This window comes from Anaerococcus octavius, from assembly GCF_900445265.1.
In the GTDB taxonomy this organism is placed as follows: domain Bacteria; phylum Bacillota; class Clostridia; order Tissierellales; family Peptoniphilaceae; genus Anaerococcus; species Anaerococcus octavius.
Window position 1 is genome coordinate 1502124 of sequence record NZ_UFTA01000002.1, and the last position, 17384, is coordinate 1519507.

Consider the following 17384-nt stretch of genomic DNA (forward strand, 5'->3'; position numbering starts at 1 on the left):
AACTACCCTTTCGTCTTTTAAATTTATTTTATCCATATGTCACCCTTATTTTGAATTTATTTTACCTTTATGTCTTAATCTTTATCCAAATCCTTTTTGATTTGGTCAATTTTTTCTATCATTTCTTTGGATAAGGGAAATGAATCGAAATTTCTATTAAAATCTTGCTTTTTGCTTCGATTTATTTTTCTTCTATTATTAAATATCTCTGCCTTAAGTTCTCTGGATGTTATCCTTGTTGCTCCTTTGTTTGAAGCAAGTACTTGGATTTGTGCATCATCTGTAACCACTTTTAAATTGTGCTTGTGACCTATTGTTAGAATTTGTTTTTCTATATAGGTATCTGCTGTTTGGTATCTTTTGGTGTATACAATCTTCATCCCATATTTTTCTGTGATAGTTTCTTTTGGTCTATCTAAATTATAGGCATCAAAAACTATGACAATCTCTTCACCGGACATAGATTTATATTCCGCAAGTTCATCTATCAGCTTAACTCTTGCTGTTTCTAGGGATGTTTTTGAAATATCAGATAAATTTGGCCAAGCATTTATAACATTATAGCCATCAATTATTGTGATATTTCTTCTATTTAAAGCCATTTTGCCTTAAAACCTCATACATACTTAAAGCTGATGCTACAGATGCATTTAGAGAATTTACTTTACCTAGCATAGGAATTTTTACTAAGACATCACAGTTTTCTCTTACTAATCTGCTTAGTCCGTCTCCCTCATTTCCAACAACTAGGCCAACTTTTCCAGTTAAATTTGTTTGAGCAATATTTTCACTAGCCTCTCCAGCTAGACCATAAATCCAAAATCCATTTTCCTTTAGGTTTTCAATTGTTTGATTTAAGTTAGTTACCATAACTACTTTTATATTATTAATTGCACCTGCACTTGTTTTATACACTGTTGGAGTAACTTTAGCAGATCTATGTTCTGGGATGATTACACCATCAAAACCAAAACTTTCTGCAGATCTGATTATAGCTCCCAAATTGTGTGGATCTTCTATTTTATCTAAAAGTATAAGTCTATTTGCATTTTCTAATTCACTACGATCAGCGTATTTGTATGAATCCACCTCAATCATCACACCTTGGTGGTTCATATCTACATTTTCAAAAAAATTTTTGTCAACGTATTTGATTGGCACATTGTTTTTAGTAAGCTTATCAACAATTTTTGCTACAATTGGAGTTTTTTGATCCATAATATAGGCTTTGTGTATATTTAGCCCTGCATCTATGGTTTCTAAAACTGGTTTTCTACCGTAAATTTTATCCATTAGAGCAGCTCCCATTTTACGCCCTCACGGGTATCTTTAATAGCTACTCCCATTTGTGCCAATTCATCACGGATGTCATCTGCTTTTGCATAATCTTTTGCTTTTTTAGCTTGATTTCTTTCTTCGATTAAATTTAAGATTTTTTCTTCATCCACATTTGCATTTACTTTTTGGCGGTTTTGTATACCTAAAACTTCTTCTAATGATAATATTTCATCTAAAACTGCTTTTATTAATTGCTTGCTATTTTCTGATGAAACTTTAATATTGGCAAATTTAACTAATTCAAATAATACTGTAATGGCATCTGCTGTATTTAAATCATTGTCCATTACTTCTATAAATCTATTTTCAAATTCCTTTAGCTCATTTAATAAAATTTGTTCATCATCCAAAATTTCATCTTGACTAGCATTTTTATCCAAATCTTCTAGCCTAAATACTGCGTTATTTATTCTATCTAATGAATTTGAAGCACCTTCAATAATTTCACGAGTAAAATTGATTGGTTGACGGTAATTGGTTGTAAGTAGCCAAAAACGAATGACCATTAGGTCGTATTCTTTTTTGATATCATGAAGGGTAAAGAAGTTTCCAAGTGACTTACTCATTTTGGTACCATCTACTTGGATCATGCCATTGTGCATCCAATAGTTTGCAAATGTTTTTTCATTTAGTGTTTCTGATTGGGCTATTTCATTTTCATGGTGAGGGAATTCTAAGTCTTCTCCCCCTGCATGGATGTCGATTGTTTCCCCCAATATTTTTTTATTCATAGTTGAGCATTCTATATGCCAACCTGGGCGACCAGCTCCCCATGGAGAATCCCAAGATACTTCACCGTCTATTTTAGTTTTCTTCCACAGGGCAAAGTCTAGTGGACTTTCTTTTTTGCTAGCTTCAGCATTATCTAATCTATTGCTTGCCCCATGAATTAAATCTTCTACATTTTTGCCAGAAAGTTTGCCATAATCATTTGCTTTTTCTACTCTAAAATATACATCCCCATCTGACTCGTAAGCTGCACCTTTATCTATAAGATCACTTACAAATTTTATAATATCATCCATCACTTCTGTAGCACGTGGATGGATCGTGTGTTCTTCATCAAGATTTAAATCATTGGCATCTTCCATAAATGCAGCTATATATCTATCTGTAACTTCCTTTGTAGTAATATTTTCTTCGATAGATTTTTTTATAATTTTATCATCAACATCTGTAAAGTTTACTACATAAGTAACGTCATAGCCTCTAAATCTTGCATATCTTCTAAAGGTATCAAATACTACTAAAGGTCTAGCGTTTCCTATATGCATATAATCATAAACAGTGGGCCCACAGACATACATTCTGATTTTGTTTTCTTCTATTGGGACAAATTCTTCTGTTTTTCTTGTGAGCGTGTTATGAATTTTCATTTAAAAATTTTCCTTTACGTAATTTAATCTTTTTTCAATTTTTTCTTTGCCCATTAATAACATTACATTTGATAAATCTGGGCCGTGTACTGATCCTGTTATTGCTGCTCTAATTGGGAACCAAAGGTTTTTTCCTTTAATACCTGTTTCTTTTTGAATAGTTTTCATAATAGTTTTTGCAAATTCTTCGTCGATTTCATCAGCTTCGCCTAGTTTCTCTAAATATGCATCAACTAATTTTTTAGTATTTTCTTCTTTTAATACTTCGCTTGCTTCTTCATCCCATTCTATTTCACTTTCATCTAAGAAATAATTTTTAGATAGTTTTGGTGCATCAGAGAATTTATCAATTGCTGATTGCCATGTTTCTGCAAGTAAATTTAAATTTTCATCTGAATAATTCTCATCGATCATTCCAGATTCTACCATAAATGGTTTGATTTCTTTTGCAAGTTGTTCAACTGATAGATCACGTACATAATGACCGTTTACCCAGTCTAGCTTTCTCTTATCAAAAACAGCACCAGTTTTATTTACTCTATCAAAATCAAATTGTTTTGCTAGTTCCTCCATAGTAAAGATTTCTTCTTCACTGTCTGGTGACCATCCTAGTAAAGCTAGAAAGTTAATAAGTCCTTCTGGTGTATATCCTTCTGCTATAAAGTCTTCTACCATACCATCGCCATTACGTTTTGAATATTTTTTGTGGTCTTCATTTAATACGGTTGGTAGATGGATATATTCTGGAGCATCCCAGCCAAAAGCTTCGTATAGATAAACGTGTTTTGGAGTTGATGATATCCATTCATCACCACGAACTACGTGAGTTATTTTCATTAAATGGTCATCTACAACTACTGCAAAGTGATATGTTGGGAAGCCATCGCGTTTGATAAGAACTTGATCATCCATATCGTCTGTATTAAATGTGATTTTTCCTTTAATTCTATCTTCAAATGAGATTTCACGATTTTTTGGAAGTTTTAATCTAACTGTATATTCTTCACCATTAGCAATTCTTTCTTTTGCTTCTTCTAATGGAATGGATCTGCAAAGTCCATCATATTTTGGTGTAAGTCCATCAGCTTTTTGTCTATCACGCACTTTATCGATTCTTTCTTGAGAGCAGAAGCAGTAATACGCCTTATCTTCTTCGATTAATTTTTCTATATATTTGTTATAAATGCCTGCTTTTACCCTATCTGATTGGATATATGGACCATATTCTCCTTTTTCAGTTACTTGGTCATTTTCATCAAGCATTACACCTTCATCAATTTCTACACCTGACCAGTCAAGGGCTTTTAATAAATTTTCTAAAGCTCCTTCTACAAATCTGGTTCTATCGGTATCTTCTATTCTTAAAATCATTGTCCCATCTGTATGTCTTGCATATAAATAATTAAATAATGCAGTTCTAAGCCCACCGATGTGTAGATAACCGGTTGGAGATGGAGCAAATCTTACTCTAACATCGCTCATGTTAACTCCTTCTTTTCTCAATTTTTAATCATATTCTTTTATTTATTTTAGATAATGAAAGGGAGTGCAAAACACTCCCTTCCCTACTTAACTTATTTAAGTATAACACGGTATACTCCAAAAATCAACTTTGTCAATAAGATTTTTAATAAGTCCTATATTCTATTATTTATATTAGTTTCCGGATCATCCCAAGCAGTAATTTCATCTAAATATGGATGAAGTTCCTTTATATTTCTCGGATTAAATACTGGATCTTTACCTTCGTTTAATTGCTTTTTATAATCATAGTAGCTTGCCACGGCACATTTTCCTACTATCATTAGTATAATAAGATTTATTACTGCCATGATACCCATAAAAACATCGCCTGTATTCCAAACAATAGAAAAATCTCCTATTGAGCCTAAAAATACAAACATTAATACCAAAATTCTGTAAACCGTAAGTCCCTTATTTCCAAGATCCATAGCTTTTATATTATTTTCTCCGTAATAATAGTTTCCTATTATAGAAGAGAAAGCAAACATAAGAACACAAATAGTTAAAAAGTGTTGAGCCCAAGGTCCTATCTCGTTTGCAAGTGCTGCTTGAGTTATTTCAAGTCCTTGAAGGTCTGGATTTAGATAAATACCTTCACCAGAAATTATAATTACAAAAGCAGTTGCAGAGCAAATCAAAATTGTATCAAGATATACACCTAAAGCTTGGATAAGTCCTTGTTTAGCTGGATGAGAGACATCAGCAACTGATGAAGCATTTGGTACAGCACCCATACCAGCCTCATTTGAAAATAGTCCACGTTTTACACCATTTAAAATGGCTGTTCCAAAAAGTCCACCAAATCCTGCACGCATATTAAAAGCTTCACTAAAAATAAGATTAAACATATGTGGGACTTTTGTTATATTTGTAATTAAAATAAAAAGTACAAGAGCTAAATAAGCAACTGCCATAACTGGCACTATTAATGAAGTAATATCAGATATTCTTTGAAGTCCTCCAAAAATTACAAATCCTGTTAATATAATTATAATAAGACCTATTATCCAAGATCTAGTATTAAAAGAATTTGCAAAACCAGATGCAATAGTATTTGATTGCATGGCATTAAACATAAAACCATAAACTATACAGATTATAACAGAAAATAAATTTGCCAAAGCTGGTTTTTTCATAGTTTTATTTATGTAAAAAGCTGGCCCACCTTTAAAAGTACCATCTTCATTTTTTTCTTTAAAAATTTGACCCAAAGTATTTTCTACAAAGGCAGATGCACCACCAATTAAAGCAGTAATCCACATCCAAAAAACAGCACCTGGACCTCCAACAGAAATTGCAGCAGCAACTCCTACAACATTTCCTGTACCAATATGACTGGCCGCAGAAATTGTAAACGCTTTAAAGGGGGATATAGACTTTTCATCTTTTGGCTTTGCAGTTATTAATCTATTAGCATGACCAATATTTGTAATCTGTCCCGCTTTTATTTTTATTGTAAAATATAGGCCAAGGCCCAGTAACAAGGGAATAAGCATCCAAGTGTAAATAAAATCACTTAGAAAACTGGTAATTCTTCCAAAAGTTTCCATAATTTCCTCCTATTTTTATTAACAATATACCTATATTTTATACCATTAATAAAGTTTATTATTTTTTCAATTATATTAGCTAATATTATACCAATACAAATATATTTTTTACAAGCAAAATATTTATTAATTTTTTGATAAGCTATAATTATTATAAATCCAAATCTAGTATTATTATATTTTTTCCCAAAGAAAAACTCATAAATCCAAAACAGATTTTATGAGTTTTATATTTAAAATTCATTTTTATTTGATTTTTAACCTGCTAATCTAAATGAATCATCATATAGCAAGTTTATGGTTGGTATTATTAGCCCACCTAAAATATTTGCTATTAGGATTATGAAGAAATCTCTAAGAGCTAATAGGTTAAATTCACCTGCTAAAAAGAAAAAAAAGCTATCTGCAATGCTATGTTCAAAACCTGATAGTACAAATGTCATTATCGAAATAAATATTGCTAAATATTTGCCTACTTGATAGCGGTTATACTTAAATTGATGAACTGCATTTGTAACAAACATATTACAGAAAAATGCCAGTATAAATAATGATAAAGGACTATCATTTAATTTAACTTGTGTTTTTAGCTGAGCTTGCTCCATTAATTCCGGTCCAAATCTAGTAGCTCTAATAAGCATAGCAATTACAAAAGTTCCAATTAAGTTTCCTATTAATACTATAAGTAGCTTTTTAAAGTATGCTTTCTTTTCATTATAGAAATAATATCCAACCATACCAGTAAATAAGTTATATTGTAAGCTTAAAATTATAAAAAGTGCTCCTGCAAATAAAAAAGCTCCCAGGTATGGATTATCTACCGAAAGTAAAGCTATACCTCCAAAACCAACCATTACTCCAGCCATTATGCCATAAATAATAGTTTTATGTCTATAAGTTCGTTTACGCGATTGTGTCATAAATCTCCTCGATTTCTTCTTGAGACCTGCTTTCTTCTATAAATAAGCCCTTTATATTATTTTTATAAGGACCATCTTCTACTTTGATACCACTATTTAAGTATTCTACGACATATCTTACTGTAGCTGCCACTCCATTTTTTAAAGCTTCTTCATCCAAATCAAACATAGTGCTATGCAAGGCAGCACCCGATCCTAATTCTTCATTTCTTATGCCTAGCATTAGATATAATCCTGGCCATTGAGCAGTATAAACTGCAAATGAATCTGAACCCATAGATGGATTTGCACGAGTGACAAATCCTTCTCCTAGTTCATCTTTAATCACTTCATTGGCAAGACCAGTTAAATCTTCATCGTTTATAATTGGAAAGTGTGGTCTTGAATAAGTATTAAAAACCACCCTACAATTGTGGGCTTTAACTTTATTTATAATTAGTGATTGAAATTCTCTATAAAATTTATAGCCAACTTCTTTTCTATCAAAGAACCTAACACTTCCTTTAAATCTAAGCTTATCTGGTATTTGATTAAATTGATTACCCATTTCAACTACACCTATAGAATATGTCATTGGTTCAAAAGGAGAGAATTTGTCCATGCGAAGTGACTTTAATCCTTCGTAAATATCTACAAAACAATCTAAGGGATTATTTGCTAAATATGGTCGTGATCCGTGTCCACTTTCTCCTTTTATAGTTATATCAAACATCATAGGACCAGCATTTATCCCACCAGATTTGATTGCCATTACACCAGATTCGTATTCTGAAGCAACATGTATGGCAAAACTAGTATCGATATTTATTTCATTCTTACCCAAATAAGCCATTATATATTTACAATTTTCACCTGTTTCTTCAGATCTTTCAAAACAAAATATAACTTTACCGGAAAAATCATCTCTGTTTTCATATAGGATCTTTGCACTAGTAAGTGCCATAGCTGTATGACCATCATGACCACAAGCATGCATGACACCTTTTTTATTACTTCTTACTAGACGTTTATTTTTTAAATTTTTTTCTGGTTCATTAAAAGGCAAGGCATCTAGGTCCGCTCTTATGATTATTGTCTTTGGGTCATCAGTTTTTCTATTCCCTTCTACAAAAGCTAATACCCCACCGTTTTTAACTTCTACATAGTCGATGCCGATTTTTTCCAGTTCCTTTATTACAAGTTCTACTGTTTCATCTTCCTGGCTAGACAATTCTGGATTTTCATGCATCCTGCGTCTGATATCTACGGTATAATCGAAAAGTTCTTCTGCTTTTTTCTTATACATTATTTGTACATTCCTAGTTTTTCTGCTAGTTCGTCTATTTGGTCAATTAATGATCCTATAAACTCAATAGTTTCAGAAATTGGTTTAGTTGTAGTCATATCAACTCCAGCAGCATGGGCTAGATCAATTGGGCTTACTGATCCACCAAGTTTTAAAACTTCTATCCAATTTTTACGGTCTTTGTCATCTCCATTTACAATCTTATCTGAAATAATTGTTCCTACAGAAAGTCCTGCAGAATAGGTGTAAGGATAAAGTCCCATGTAATAGTGTGGTTGGCGCATCCAAGTTAGCTCTGCTCCATCTATAAGTTTTACAGAATCTCCCCAAAATTCTTCTAAAGTTTCAGTAAATAATTGGCTTAAATCATCTGTACTTAAGTTTTCCCCTGCTTCTACTTTCCTATAAACTTCTCTTTGGAAGGCAGCTTCTATAAAATGAGTTACAAAGTTGTGGTAGTATGTTTTTGAAATCATTGTAGCAAGAACCCAAAGCTTTTCGCGATCATCTTTAGCTTTATTTAGTAAAAATCTTTCCATGGTAATTTCATTGGCAGTTGATGGTGCTTCTACAAAATACATAGACATATCGTTATTTAATGCGTTTTGATTGCTATTTGAATAGTAAAATTGACCAGCATGTCCTAGTTCGTGGGCTAAAGTCATTACTTGGCTCATTTTATTATTGTAAGTTGTCATTATAAACGGATGTGAACCATAAGGTCCAGTGGCGAAAGCCCCTGTGCGTTTGCCTATATTTTGAGCATAATCAATCCATCTTTCATCAAAAGCACGATTTAAAACACTTACATATTCTTCTCCAAGATTTGAAAGCCCTTCTACAATATAAGCGCGAGCCTGCTTTATAGAAACTTCTGGTTCATATTCTGGATCTATAGATAGTTTTAGGTCAGCATAGGTCATTTCATCTAGTCCGTATACTTTTTGGATGATTTTTGCATACTTTCTCATATGAGGAGCAAGTTCATCCATAATAATATTAATATGATTTTCGTAAATTTCTCTATCCACATCTTGACGGCTTAATAAATAATCAAAAACCGAATCATAGCCTCGAATATCTGCTAATCTTTTTTCATTTTCAACATGATTTATATATACAGAAGCATCTGAATTTTGGTATTTTCCAAGTTCTTTATGGTATCTATCAAAAGCTTCTCTACGCAAATCATCGCGTGGGTCAGCTTCTAAAAATTCTTCAAAGGTATTATGGTTTAAAACAATTTTTTCACCTTCATATTCAAAATCTTCAAAATCCATATCTCCATAGCGGATATCGCTGTAAGATTTGTATGGTGCATCAAAAGTTGGCAGAAGATTTGCCAAAACTTTTTCACTTTCATCAGAAAGTAAATATTTTGAATTAGCAATTACTCTTTCTAGATAATATTTATATTCTGAGTGATTCTTCTTTGCCTCTTCTAATAAACTTGTATCTGTTTTTGCAAGCATAGATTCGAAAAAACTTAAGTTAGCATCAATTTTGCTCATTTCATTAACAAAGTTTGCAAATCTTTTCATAACATTCGCATCACTTGTATCAACTTCCGTTGTAATACTTGCAAAAGTTCCTAATCTATCTGTTAAAGCTGCAATTTCTCCATAAGCTTTTAAAGCTTCAAAAATTTCTTCAGTTGAATTTAAAGATTTGTATTTATTTGCAAAATCATTAGATAATTTCTTTAGTTCTTCAAGGCTATCTAAAAAAACTTCATCACTTTCAAAAAGTTCCTCTATAGCCCAAGTTTCATCTATATCAACTTCATATCTTTTTTTCATGATAACCTTCCTTAAATAATTATTTATACATTTATATGTATTTTATTTTACCATAAAAATCCTAAAGGTATAATGACAAAAGGAGGGATTTATGAAAAACAGAATAGAAAATTTTGCAAAACTTGCAGTAGATTTTGGAGTAAATGTTCAAGCTGGAGAAGATGTGGTAATTAATGCACCAGTAGAAAATCCAGAACTTGCAAGATTAATCACAAAAGCAGCCTACGAAAAAGGGGCAAGAAATGTATCAATTGACTGGCGTGATGATGCCATCACAAGACTAAGCTATGAAAATCAAGACCAAGAAACTTTAAACGAAGTTCCAGACTGGAAAATAGAAAAATTAAGATACCAAATAGCAAATAAAAAATCAAATAGAATTTCAATATATGCCGAAGACCCAGACCTATTAAACGGTCTAGATGAAGCCAAAATTTCAGAAGCTATTAAAGAAAACTCTAAAAAGACAAAAGAATTTGTCAAATATTCTATGAATGATATAGTTAGCTGGCTGGTAATATCAGTTCCAACCAAAAAATGGGCAGCAAAAGTCTTTCCAGATTTAAATGAAAAAGAGGCTTACGAAAAACTATGGGATACAATCCTAGATGTCAGCCGTGTAGAAGAATCATGGGAAGAAACAAAAACAAACTGGGAATATCACATAAACTCCCTAGAAGAAAAAGCAAAATATTTAAATGACCACCAATTTGACAAGGTACATTATAAGTCAGCAAATGGTACAGATCTTTGGGTAAAACTTCCTAAAGATCATATTTGGATGTCTGCTAGTTCAAAAAATGAAAAAAATGATCAATTTATTCCAAATATGCCAACAGAAGAAGTATTTACTGCACCACAGTTTGACGCAGTGGATGGAAAATTATTTGCAACAAAGCCATTAGTTTATAATGGTGTAATAATAGATGAATTTAACTTTACTTTTGAAAATGGAAAAGTAATCGATTTTGATGCTAAAAAAGGCAAAGATACTCTAGCAAAAATGCTAGAAAGTGATGAAGGTAGTAAATACTTAGGAGAAATAGCCTTAGTACCATATGATAGTCCAATTAGCAATTCAAATATATTATTTTATAACACCCTTTTTGACGAAAACGCATCCTGCCACTTTGCTCTAGGTAAGGCTTACCCAACAAATGTAGTAGGAGGAGCAGATTTAGAAGAAAACGAATTAAAAAATCGCGGAATAAATGATTCCCTAATCCACGAAGACTTTATGGTTGGCGCAAGTGATTTAAAAATCACAGGCTACAAAAACGATGAAGCCTTTCCAATATTTGAAAATGGAAACTGGGCAATTTAATAATGATTTTATAAATTGGCTTAGAAAATTCTAAGCCAATTTATTTCATACCACTAATTTTTTCTAACTTAAGGAAAATGTTTGTGTGGATGTTTTATATCTATTTGTTATACTGTATTAAAAGGTGATTAATATGATCGAAACTAGAGCAAAACAGATTCTGGATTTTCTTACAACAGATTATAAGTTCCATACTTCTGAAGATATAGGGAAATCAGTGGGTTTGAGTTCAAAAAGTGCTCAAAAAGAAATTAATACTTTAAACTCTATTATATGTGATGAAGGGGCGATAATTAAATCGGAGCCAGGAAAAGGATACCAGTTTAAAATAACAAACAACTCAACTTTTAAAAGTTTTTTAAAGACTGATTGGTATAAATACGCTTACTATCACCATGAGAGCGGTAATAAGAAGTTAAGAATTGAGAGCATAATAAAATTAATGCTTTTTTCAAATTCTTATTTGAAACAACAAGAACTTGCAGATATGTACTACGTCTCTCATTCGCAAATTAATAAAGACATTAAAGAAGTTAGAGATATCCTAAGAAATTATAATCTAAAGCTGATTAGCAAACCCTATTATGGTATGAAAGTAGTTGGAGAAGAAAAAAATATTAGACTCGCTTTAAGACATGAAATTGGAGAAGATCCAAATTTATTTAGAAATGATGAGGATGAATTATTATTTAATACCATTCAAGAAGTTATTAATGGGATAGAATTTCCACAAACATTTTATATGCCCTATGCGAATTTTAAAAATTTGGTTGTTCACATTTATATTTCTATCTTGCGTATAAGCGAAGGTAAATATGTAAAAGTACCTGAAGAACTTTCCACGAGAGTAATATCATATGAAGAGTTTAGCATGGCAAATCTCATAGTTGCAAAACTTAGTAGTCAATTAGACTTAGATTTTCCAAAAGATGAAATCCTATATTTAACAATGCATATGATTACTAAAAACTCTGTTACTAATTATGAGAAAGTATCCCCTGAAATCTCTGAAATCGCTCAGCAAATGATTGATGAAGTTTATGATGTTACAAAATATGATTTTAGATCCAACATAGATTTATTTTTTGCCTTATCCTTACACCTAGGTCCTCTAATTGAAAGAATAAGATACGGTTTAAACATGAAAAACCCTATCTTAGATGATATAAAAGAAAATCAGGTTGCTTTCATGCTTGCAACAATTGCTGTTCAGCCTGTTAATAAAAGACTAAAAACTAAGCTTTCAGATGATGAAATAGGATATATCGCTCTGCATATTGCTAGTGCAATGGATTATAACGTTGGTATAAAAAGAAACATATTGGTTGTATGCGGATCTGGGAATTCATCTGCACAGATGATGAAAAGTCAGCTAGAAAGAAAATATAAAGATCAAATCGAAAATCTAACTTTAACAAATTTATCCAGATTAAAATTATATAAGCTTGATAACTTTGACTTTATAGTCTCATCTGTAGATATAAAAGAAAAAACAACAACCCCCATTGTATATGTTGATGTAATATTCAAGCAAAGAGATTTTGAAAATATTGATAATATCTTTAATAGGCAAACTTTAAATGAAATTGACAAGTTATTTTCAAATTCAATATTTTTAAAAGATATTGATGTTGATAGCATTGATCAAACAATTAATATACTAGCAGATTATGCTTTTAAGAAAAGCAAACTAGAAAAAAATTATTTGATTGATCAGTTTAAAAAAAGAGAAGAGTTAGGTCCAACAGCATATATAAATGTAGCTATACCGCATATTTTAGATAAATATAGCAAGGAAAGCTTTTGTATAATACTAATTCCTAAAAATAAGATTTCGTGGGGTGAAGTAAATGTCAATCTAGTAATATCAATCTTTTTTGGCAATGATTTAAACTTTGAATCGAAATTTTTAGATAATTTGGGTAGATTTTTAAACAATGCAGAGTTAATTGAAAAATCTACAAAATCAAATAATATAGAAGAATTTAAAAATATATTCCTAGAAAGTTAGAGGTAAAAATGTTAGTTAATTCAAAAAAAGCATTAGAAAAAGCAAAAAAAGAAAAATTTGCAATACCATCAACTAATTTTATCGATAATAACTCAGCAAGAGTATATGTAAATACAGCAGAAGAAAAAAATCTCCCATTGATACTATCTTATGCTCAATCCCATGCTGATATCCTATCATTAGAAGAAGCTGCTACATTCGGAAAATATTTAGCAGAAGAATCTAAAGCACCAGTAATACTACATCTAGATCATGGTCAAGATAAAGAGACAGTGTACAAAGCCATAGATTTAGGATTTAGTTCAGTAATGATAGATGCATCAGAAAAGCCATTTGAAGAAAATATTACAATCACCAAAGAAATAGTAGATTATGCACATAAACATAATATAACAGTAGAAGCAGAGTTAGGCCATGTTGGCGCAAACGATAAATCAGAAGCTTCCCAAATAACAGATTCAATATACACAGAAACCAAAGACGTAAAAGAATTTGCTGAAATAACAGGAGTAGATTCCTTAGCAATATCAATAGGAACCGCACATGGTCTTTACAAAGGTGAACCAAAAATAAACTTTGAAAGATTAAAAGAAATAGACGAATTAGTAGATATACCATTAGTTTTACATGGAGGATCTTCCTCTGGAGATGAAAACCTAAATAAATGTGCAAGAAATGGAATATCCAAAATAAATATATATACAGACTTCGTAACAGCAGCCTACAATACAATAAAAGAAGGAAGCTTTAAAAACTATATTGAAATGAAATATGCAGCAGATAAAGCAATGAAGAAAGTCTTGGAACACTACTACGAAGTATTCGAAACAAAAAGCATATAAAAAGATACGGAGAAAAAAATGAATGAGAAAATAAAAAAACCATTTTTCATATTCAATCCAAAATCATATCTATATGGAAAAGAATTATACGATTTAGTAGAAGTTGCAGAAGAATTAGCAAGAGAATATGAAGAAAAAATATCAATATTAGTCACAGGCCCTTTTGCAGATCTTTCAAATATGGTAAAGATTACAGAAAAAGTAAAAATATCAGCTCAACATATGGACGGAATAGAACTTGGAAGAGGTATGGGATATATAACAGCAGAATCACTAGCTAATATAGGAGTTAAAGCAACATTCCTAAACCATGCAGAACACCAACAAACACTTTCTGAATTATCAAAATCTATAAAAAGATCAAAAGAAAATAATATATCAACAATAGTTTGTGCAGATAGTCTAGAAGAAGCAAAAGCAATAGCAAAATTAGACCCAGAAGTTATACTTTGTGAACCAAGTGAACTAATAGGAACAGGCAAAGTTAGTGATGAAAGCTACATTAAAAAAACAAATACAGCAATAAGAGAAGTAAACGAAGAAATTTTGGTAATGCAAGCAGCAGGCATAAGCACAGCGGATGATGTATATAGAACAATTTCTCTAGGTGCAGACGGGACAGGATGTACAAGTGGCATAGTAAAAGCAGAAAATCCAAAACAAATGCTAAAAGATATGATAGAAGCGTGTGTAAAAGCATATGAGGAGAGACAATGACTTATATAAAAACAATAGACCTACAGTCAAAAGGCAATGAACCCACCTATCTAAATATCACTGAAGAAGTAAAAGAAGCCATAGCTTATAGCAAAATAGAAAATGGAATATGCGTAGTAGTAAGTCCACATACAACCTGCTCAGTATTTTTTGAAGAATATGCCCATGATGTAAATGAAAACGGGCTAGAATCCCTCCAAGAAGACCTAAATAATGTTTTAAGAAAAATAATACCAGATCATGATAGTGCAGATAAATATATTTATCCAGGAGAAGATCACTATAAAGCAGTAGAATCATGGTCAAATGCAGAAAAATACCTCCCAAATGGAGATAGGTCAGCATTATGGAATGGAGACGCACATTTAAAGTCAACAATATTAGGATCAAGTGAAACATTTGTAGTAGAAGATGGAAAATTAGGAGTAGGGACTACAGGATATATTTATTTTGTAGACTTTGATACAACAAGACCTAGAGATAGAAAATGTAAAATTGTAATATTAGGGGATTAAAATAAAAATGTTAAATGAAGATAGTTTAAAAATCATAGGAGAAAAAACAGACAAAGAATTTATTGATAATTATGATGCAATAAATCAAACAGCAAAAATATTATTAAACAAAGGCTTAGTTAAAGAATCATATATTGAAGCAATAAAGAAACGTGAAGAATCTTTTCCTACTGGATTAAAATTTGAAAATTATGGGATAGCAATCCCCCATACCGACCCTGAACATGTAATTAATGAAGCAATACTTATAAACATTTTAGAAAAGCCAGTTAAATTTGAGCAGATGGCATCAGAAGGATTATACACAGATGTAAATATAATTGTTATGCTTGCAATTAAGAACAAGGAAAACCAAGTACCATATTTACAAGCATTGATAGAGCTTTTTCAAGATAAAGAGAAAGTCAACACACTCTTAGAATGTAAGAATGATGATATAATAGAAGAAACATTTAATAAATATTTAAAGGAGAGCATATAAATGAAAAAAATATTAGTAGCATGTGGAGCAGGAATAGCAACATCAACAGCAGTAATTACAAAGATTAAAAATCTATTAGATCAAAATGGATATGAAAATCAATATACAATCAAACAATGTAAAATCAGTGAAACACCAAGCTTATCTGATAATGCGGATTTTCTAATAGCAACCACCGCTAAACCTAGCAACTTAAATTGTGATTTTATTTCTGGTGTTCCTTTTTTAACAGGAATGGGAAAAGAAGCCACAGAAAAAGAGATATTAGATTTAATGAAAAAATAAAGGAGCATATATGAGTTATATAGTTGGATTTTTCGACCGGCTCCAAGGTCTTGGAGTTTCAGTATTTATGCCACTTGTAATCCTCGTTTTAGGTTTGATTTTTGGATTAGGATTTTCTAAAAGTTTAAAAGCAGGACTTACAGTAGGCATTGGTTTTGTTGGATTAAACCTTGTAATCAATCAGTTATTAGGTACTTCTTTATCACCAGCCGTTCAAGCAATGGTAGAAAAATATAACTTAGCCTTGTCAGTAATAGATGTTGGCTGGCCAGCTGCTGCTGCCATTGCTTTAGGATCTCAAATAGGGGTTCTAATTATACCAGTCGGAGTTTTAGTTAATTTTCTAATGCTTTTAACAAATACAACTCAAACTCTTAACGTCGATATATGGAACTACTGGCACTTCGCTTTTACAGGAGCACTAACAGCAATCTATACAGGAAGTTTTGCTGTTGGAATGATAGCTGCAATAATAAATATGATTATAATAATGGTCTTAGCAGATATTACCGCGGGAAAAGTAGAAGAGTCTTTGGGCATACCAGGAGTATCATTACCACATGGTTTCTCTACCGCATATGCACCAATTGCTATGGCTTTTAACTGGCTTATAGATAAAATTCCAGGAGTTCGTGATATTGATTTTAATTTTGAAAATTTAAGAGAAAAAATTGGTATTCTTGGAGAACCAATGATGATAGGATCTATTATTGGTTTAGTAATAGGAATCGTTGCTGGTTATGATGTTGCAGGAGTATTAGGACTTGGAGTATCACTTGGAGCAGTTTTAGTTCTAATTCCAAAAATGGCAGCAATGTTAATGGAGGGTCTAGAACCAATCAGCGAAGCTGCTGGTGAATTTATAAAAAAACGTTTTTCTAATAGGGGAAAAATGTATATAGGTCTTGACTCAGCAATAGGAGTTGGTCATCCAGTAACTTTAACTATAGCTTATTTATTGATGCCTCTTGCCCTTATTCTTGCAATAGCTTTACCAGGCAATAAAGTTATGCCATTTACAGATTTATCTGTACTACCATTTATGATTCTTTTAATAGCTCCAATTGTAAATAATAATGGATTTAGAACCTTACTTATTGGTATAATTTTCTTAATATTTGGATTATATATTTCAACAGACCTAGCTCCGCTAATAACGCAAGCAGCTATGAACGTTGGCTTTCAAATGCCAGAAGGTGCTAATATGATTTCATGTATCAGTGATGGAGCAAGTCCTCTAACATGGGCACTAGTAAATGTAAATAGATTTGGAACAATAGGTATAGTTCTTGTTTCAATATTTGCTATAGCATTAGCCTTATGGAATAGAAAAAGAATCATCAAAGAAGCTAATGAATTAGAAAATAATTAATTATGTGTTATAGTTATAATTCCAAAAGTTATAATTTTGATATTT

At 31.5% G+C, this 17384-nt stretch carries 16 protein-coding genes; 8 read left to right on the top strand and 8 right to left on the bottom strand.

Annotated elements, in window-relative coordinates:
* Positions 1-74: 74 nt before the first annotated feature.
* From DY249_RS07360 to pepF, 8 genes are all read right to left on the bottom strand, one after another.
* Positions 75-602 carry an NYN domain-containing protein gene (locus DY249_RS07360; RefSeq protein WP_101539641.1) on the bottom strand — a complete coding sequence of 176 codons (528 nt, stop codon included), beginning with the start codon at positions 600-602 and terminating at the stop codon, positions 75-77.
* Complete coding sequence (rlmB, locus tag DY249_RS07365; protein WP_115595698.1) at positions 589-1293, bottom strand: 23S rRNA (guanosine(2251)-2'-O)-methyltransferase RlmB; 705 nt, start codon at positions 1291-1293, stop codon at positions 589-591. Before rlmB ends, DY249_RS07360 begins: the two co-directional genes overlap by 14 nt.
* Complete coding sequence (gene cysS / locus DY249_RS07370) at positions 1293-2714, bottom strand: cysteine--tRNA ligase (RefSeq protein ID WP_115595699.1); 1422 nt, start codon at positions 2712-2714, stop codon at positions 1293-1295. Before cysS ends, rlmB begins: the two co-directional genes overlap by 1 nt.
* Positions 2715-4196, bottom strand: a complete 1482-nt coding sequence (gltX, locus tag DY249_RS07375) for a glutamate--tRNA ligase (RefSeq protein ID WP_115595700.1) — start codon at positions 4194-4196, stop codon at positions 2715-2717.
* Between the two features lie 155 nt (positions 4197-4351).
* Positions 4352-5788: an alanine/glycine:cation symporter family protein gene (locus tag DY249_RS07380; RefSeq protein WP_101539645.1), complete on the bottom strand. Its 1437-nt coding sequence runs from the start codon at positions 5786-5788 to the stop codon at positions 4352-4354.
* A gap of 257 nt (positions 5789-6045) precedes the next feature.
* A complete protein-coding gene (locus DY249_RS07385) occupies positions 6046-6708 on the bottom strand; it encodes a formate/nitrite transporter family protein (RefSeq protein WP_115595701.1) in 663 nt (220 codons plus the stop codon).
* On the bottom strand, positions 6692-7993 hold the full coding sequence (locus DY249_RS07390) for a M20 metallopeptidase family protein (RefSeq protein ID WP_115595702.1): 1302 nt from the start codon (positions 7991-7993) through the stop codon (positions 6692-6694). The genes DY249_RS07385 and DY249_RS07390 overlap by 17 nt, the downstream gene beginning before the upstream one ends.
* A complete protein-coding gene (gene pepF, locus DY249_RS07395; protein WP_115595703.1) occupies positions 7993-9792 on the bottom strand; it encodes an oligoendopeptidase F in 1800 nt (599 codons plus the stop codon). Before pepF ends, DY249_RS07390 begins: the two co-directional genes overlap by 1 nt.
* Before the next feature lie 91 nt (positions 9793-9883).
* Between pepF and DY249_RS07400 the strand changes: the two genes are divergently transcribed.
* The 8 genes from DY249_RS07400 to DY249_RS07435 all read left to right on the top strand — a co-directional run bounded on the left by DY249_RS07400 (position 9884) and on the right by DY249_RS07435 (position 17339).
* Positions 9884-11116, top strand: a complete 1233-nt coding sequence (locus DY249_RS07400; RefSeq protein ID WP_115595704.1) for an aminopeptidase — start codon at positions 9884-9886, stop codon at positions 11114-11116.
* A gap of 133 nt (positions 11117-11249) precedes the next feature.
* On the top strand, positions 11250-13127 hold the full coding sequence (locus DY249_RS07405; RefSeq protein ID WP_115595705.1) for a BglG family transcription antiterminator: 1878 nt from the start codon (positions 11250-11252) through the stop codon (positions 13125-13127).
* 8 nt (positions 13128-13135) lie between these two features.
* Positions 13136-13969 carry a class II fructose-bisphosphate aldolase gene (locus DY249_RS07410; RefSeq protein WP_115595706.1) on the top strand — a complete coding sequence of 278 codons (834 nt, stop codon included), beginning with the start codon at positions 13136-13138 and terminating at the stop codon, positions 13967-13969.
* Positions 13970-13987: 18 nt separating this feature from the next.
* Entirely contained in the window at positions 13988-14686 is a 699-nt protein-coding gene (locus tag DY249_RS07415; RefSeq protein WP_115595707.1) for a triose-phosphate isomerase, read from the top strand.
* Complete coding sequence (locus tag DY249_RS07420; protein ID WP_115595708.1) at positions 14683-15201, top strand: YjbQ family protein; 519 nt, start codon at positions 14683-14685, stop codon at positions 15199-15201. The genes DY249_RS07415 and DY249_RS07420 overlap by 4 nt, the downstream gene beginning before the upstream one ends.
* A gap of 7 nt (positions 15202-15208) precedes the next feature.
* Complete coding sequence (locus tag DY249_RS07425; protein ID WP_115595709.1) at positions 15209-15682, top strand: PTS sugar transporter subunit IIA; 474 nt, start codon at positions 15209-15211, stop codon at positions 15680-15682.
* Positions 15683-15967 carry a PTS sugar transporter subunit IIB gene (locus DY249_RS07430; protein ID WP_115595710.1) on the top strand — a complete coding sequence of 95 codons (285 nt, stop codon included), beginning with the start codon at positions 15683-15685 and terminating at the stop codon, positions 15965-15967.
* A gap of 10 nt (positions 15968-15977) precedes the next feature.
* Positions 15978-17339: a PTS galactitol transporter subunit IIC gene (locus DY249_RS07435; RefSeq protein ID WP_101539654.1), complete on the top strand. Its 1362-nt coding sequence runs from the start codon at positions 15978-15980 to the stop codon at positions 17337-17339.
* Positions 17340-17384 lie beyond the last annotated feature (45 nt).